A 3,820-nucleotide genomic window follows, 5' to 3' on the forward strand; every position below is an offset into this window, starting at 1 on the left:
CGGACCCGCCGGCGTCTACCACAAGTACCAGACCGACCCCACCAGTTGGTCCGGCTGGGAAGCCACCGGCGGCCCCGCCGACTCCCGGCTCACCAGCCAGCAGACCGCGGACGGCCGGGTGGAGGTGTTCGCCATCAACGCCAGCACCGCCCAGCACATCTGGCAGACCGGCCTGAACGCCCCGTACGGCCAGTGGGACACCTTCGGCACCGGCGGCACCGAGATCGGCGCCGCCACCAACGCCGACGGCCGGATCGAGGTGTTCGGCTCCAACACCGACGGGATCCACCACAAGTGGCAGACCGGCTTCTCCACCTGGTCCGAATGGGCCTGGCTGAACACCACCCACGGACCCGCAGTCGGCCAAGGAGCCCTCACGTGACCAGAGCGCAACGCACCCTGCTGTCCACGCTCGCCGCGCTGGGCGTGACGGCGGGCCTGATGGTCGCCGCCCCCTCCGCGCCGGCCGCCACCGGCAGCGACCTGTGCGCCGAGGTCGGCTACCGGGCGGGCTTCCGGGGCGAAGCCCTGGTGACCGCGATCGCCGTCGGCCTCGCCGAGTCCAGCTGCAACCCGCTGGCCTCCAACACCCAGGGCAACACCCCGGACACCTCCACCGACCGCGGCCTGTGGGAGATCAACGACCACTGGCACAGCGAGGTCTCCGACGCGTGCGCCTACGACGCCCAGTGCAACGCCGACGCGGCCTACAAGATCTCCAACGGCGGCCTCGACTGGCACCAGTGGTCGACCTACAGCGCGGGCGCGCACCTGCGGCACATGGACGAGGCACGGGCCGCCGTGGACCGGCTCGGCCACCACGAGCCCGGCCCCGCGCCGCTGGAGTATCCGGCGGAGTCCGGCCGGGTGGTCTCGGCCCGGTCCGCGGACGGACGCCTCGAAGTGTTCGCCGCCGGCGCGAACGGCATCTCGCACGCCTGGCAGACCGCGATCAACGGCGCCTGGTCGGAGTGGGAGGACCTCAGCGGCCCCGCCGGCGCGGAACTCGCCATCGGCCCCAACGCCGACGGCCGACTGGAGGTGTTCGCCATCAACGGCTCCACCCTCCAGCACCGCTACCAGCTCCAGCCCTCCGGCGCCTGGTCCGGCTGGGAGGACTTCGGCACCGGAGGCCACGACATCGCGGTCGGCGCGAACCAGGACGGCCGACTCGAAGTCTTCGCCTCGGGCCCGGTCGGCGTCTTCCACCGCTACCAGACCGCACCCAACGGCGGCTGGTCCGGCTGGGAGGCCACCGGCGGAGGCCCCGCCAACAGCGAGATCGAACTCGGCAAGGCCCCCGACGGCCGCCTGGAAGTGTTCGCCCTCAACGGCACCACCTTCCAGCACCAGTGGCAGACCGCCGTCAACGGCACCTGGTCCGCCTGGGACGACTTCGGCACCGGAGGCCACGACCTCACCGTCAGCCACAACCAGGACGGCCGACTGGAGGTCTTCGCCTCCGGACCCGCCGGCGTCTACCACAAGTACCAGACCGACCCCACCAGTTGGTCCGGCTGGGAAGCCACCGGCGGCCCCGCCGACTCCCGGCTCACCAGTGGACGTTCGCCGGACGGCCGGGTGGAGGTGTTCGCCATCAACGGCAGCACCGCCCAGCACATCTGGCAGACCGGCCTGAACGCCCCGTACGGCCAGTGGGACACCTTCGGCACCGGCGGCACCGAGATCGGCGCGGCGAACAACGCCGACGGCCGGATCGAGGTGTTCGGCTCCAACACCGACGGGATCCACCACAAGTGGCAGACCGGCTTCTCCACCTGGTCCGAATGGGCCTGGCTGAACACCACCCACGGACCCGCAGTCGGCTGACCACGCCGGTAACCCCCTGGAGCAACAGCGATGCACCCGATCAGCAGGCGCGGCCTGCTGCGGGCGGCCGGAGCGGGAGCACTCGTGCTCCCGCTCCCGGGCCGCACCGCCTCAGCGGCATCCACCGGCGCCGCGGAACCGCCCCACCTGTGGGTCGGCGCCGGCCCGTTCGCCCACGTCCACGACCCCTCCACCGCGCGCCGCCGCTACCTCAACGACCACACCGTGGTCCAGGCCGACGGGCGCTGGCACCTGTTCAGCATCGTCGGCGACAGCGCGCCACCCGGGCAGGCGCCCGACAGTTCGGCCGAGGTGTCGCTCGCGCACGCCTCGGCGCCCTCCCCGTCCGGGCCGTGGAGCAGCCACCCGGACGCGCTGACCGTCGACCCCTCGTACTTCGGCGAGGAGCACCTGTGGGCCCCGCACGTCGTCGAGTCGGACGGCGTCCACTGGATGTTCTACGCGGCGGGCGGGCACGCCGGGGCGGCGATCAACGCCGCCACCTCCACCGACCTGTCCACCTGGACCAGGCTGCCGTCCGGGCCGCTGTTCCGCGGGACCGCCGCCCGCGATCCGATGGTGCTGCGGATCGGCGACCAGTGGGTGATGTACTACACCGAGCTGTCCGCCCCCGGCGGGCACCACCAGGTCTGCTACCGGCGCTCCACCGGGCTGCTGACCTGGAGCGAGCCCGGCGTGGCCTTCGCCGACGCGGCCACCGCCGCGGACGGCGTCTCGATCACCGAGTCGCCCTTCGTGGTGGCCCGGGACGGCTGGTACTACCTGTTCCTCGGACCGCGCAACGGCTACGAGGGCACCGACGTCCTCGCCTCCCGCGACCCGTTCCGCTTCTCCCTCGACGGCCGCGCCGGCCATGTGCCGGGCCACGCCGTGGAGGTGGTCACCGACGGGCAGCAGTGGTGGGCGAGCGCCGCCGGCTGGTTCCGCCGCGGCCTGTACCTGGCGCCGCTGGACTGGCGGTCCACCCCGCCGCCCTGGCAGAGCCCGGACAACCCGGTCGCCGCCCCGGACGTCCAGGGCCGGCTGAACGTGTTCGCCCTCGACGCGGCCGACCGGTCGATGCTGCGCCGTGTCCAGACCGATCCGGAATCCGACACCTGGTCGGACTGGGAGGTGTTCGGGACGCCCGCCGGCGCGGTGCCCGTGCTGGGCCGCAACGCCGACGGCCGACTGGAGGTGTTCTCGCTCGCCCCCGACGGCACCGACCTGCACCACCGCGTCCAGCGGACGGACGGCGGTTGGTCGGACTGGGAGGTCTTCGGCGGCCCGGCCGGCGCCGCCCCCGCCGTCGCCCGGAACGCCGACGGCCGGCTGGAGGTCTTCGCCCTCGCCCCCGACGGCGCCCTGATCGCCCGCCGCCGCCAGGCCTCGCCCGGCTCCACCGGCTGGGACGACTGGGACGCGGGCTTCAGCGGCCCGGTGGGCGCTCCGCCGGTCGTCGCCGCCAACGCCGACGGCCGGCTGGAGGTGTTCGTGCTCGCGCCCGGCGGCGCGGCGCTGCTGCACCGCTGGCAGACCTCGGCCGGCGGCGCCTGGTCCGCGTGGGAACGCTTCGGGACGCCCGCCGGGGCCTCGCCGCGGGTGTCCCGCGACGGCACCGGGCGGCTGAACGTCACCGCGATCGCCCCCTCCGGCACGGCCGCCTTCCAGCGCCGCCAGTCGGTGCCCAGCGGCGGCTGGGACGCCTGGCAGCCGCTGCTCGGCTGGTCCACCGCGGCGCCACTGACGATCGCCGGCGCGGACGGCCGGTTGGAGGCCTTTTCCCTCTCCCCCGGCGGCGAGCGGCTGGCCCACCGCTGGCAGTCGGCGCCCGCAGGAGCCTGGGAGCCTGCGGGCGTGTTCGGCGAGGACTTCGGCGAGCCCGGCCCGGGGGTCGCCGCGTCGACCCCATCCGCGGCCGGCTCCCCCTCGAGGTCGTGAATCTTCCCCGTTACCCAAGAAGGCTGAATGCGCCACCGCGCTCCTAGAA

At 74.1% G+C, this 3,820-nt stretch carries 2 protein-coding genes and 1 pseudogene; all 3 read left to right on the plus strand.

Going from position 1 to position 3,820, the window contains the following annotated elements; translation table 11 throughout:
* A pseudogene (locus ACFVGO_RS07885) lies at positions 1-382 on the plus strand (M23 family peptidase); the annotation flags it as partial.
* A gap of 59 nt (positions 383-441) precedes the next feature.
* Complete coding sequence (locus ACFVGO_RS07890) at positions 442-1,830, plus strand: hypothetical protein (protein WP_359897903.1); 1,389 nt, start codon at positions 442-444, stop codon at positions 1,828-1,830.
* Positions 1,831-1,860: 30 nt separating this feature from the next.
* Positions 1,861-3,771: a glycosyl hydrolase family 32 gene (locus ACFVGO_RS07895; RefSeq protein WP_380631090.1), complete on the plus strand. Its 1,911-nt coding sequence runs from the start codon at positions 1,861-1,863 to the stop codon at positions 3,769-3,771.
* Positions 3,772-3,820 lie beyond the last annotated feature (49 nt).

The sequence above is a fragment of the Kitasatospora sp. NPDC057738 genome (genome assembly GCF_042798815.1).
Lineage (GTDB): Bacteria > Actinomycetota > Actinomycetes > Streptomycetales > Streptomycetaceae > Kitasatospora > Kitasatospora lactacystinica.